This is a genomic window from Bacteriovorax sp. DB6_IX (assembly GCF_000447775.1).
In the GTDB taxonomy this organism is placed as follows: domain Bacteria; phylum Bdellovibrionota; class Bacteriovoracia; order Bacteriovoracales; family Bacteriovoracaceae; genus Halobacteriovorax_A.
Genome location: NZ_AUNJ01000473.1, coordinates 1 through 226 on the forward strand (window position 1 = coordinate 1; position 226 = coordinate 226).

At 34.5% G+C, this 226-nt stretch carries 1 protein-coding gene; it reads right to left on the reverse strand.

Annotated features, from left to right (window positions below):
• Positions 1-46 precede the first annotated feature (46 nt).
• On the reverse strand, positions 47-226 hold a 180-nt coding region (locus M901_RS14665), incomplete at its 5' end, for a hypothetical protein (protein WP_034722504.1).

Consider the following 226-nt stretch of genomic DNA (forward strand, 5'->3'; position numbering starts at 1 on the left):
GAGATGACCGTACTTCATGGCATAACCGTGTATGGCATAGGCGTCATCACTCAAAATTAAACTTCCTTTTAAATCCACCGTGAAAAGACATCACAACGCGATTCTTTTTCATTGAAACAGAAGCATTTGGATGATCACTTTTCCAGTTAATATCTATATCTAATTCATCACCAATATTTTCGAGCTGATTAAGATAGGTCGAAAAAACTTTATTGATAAGATTTTC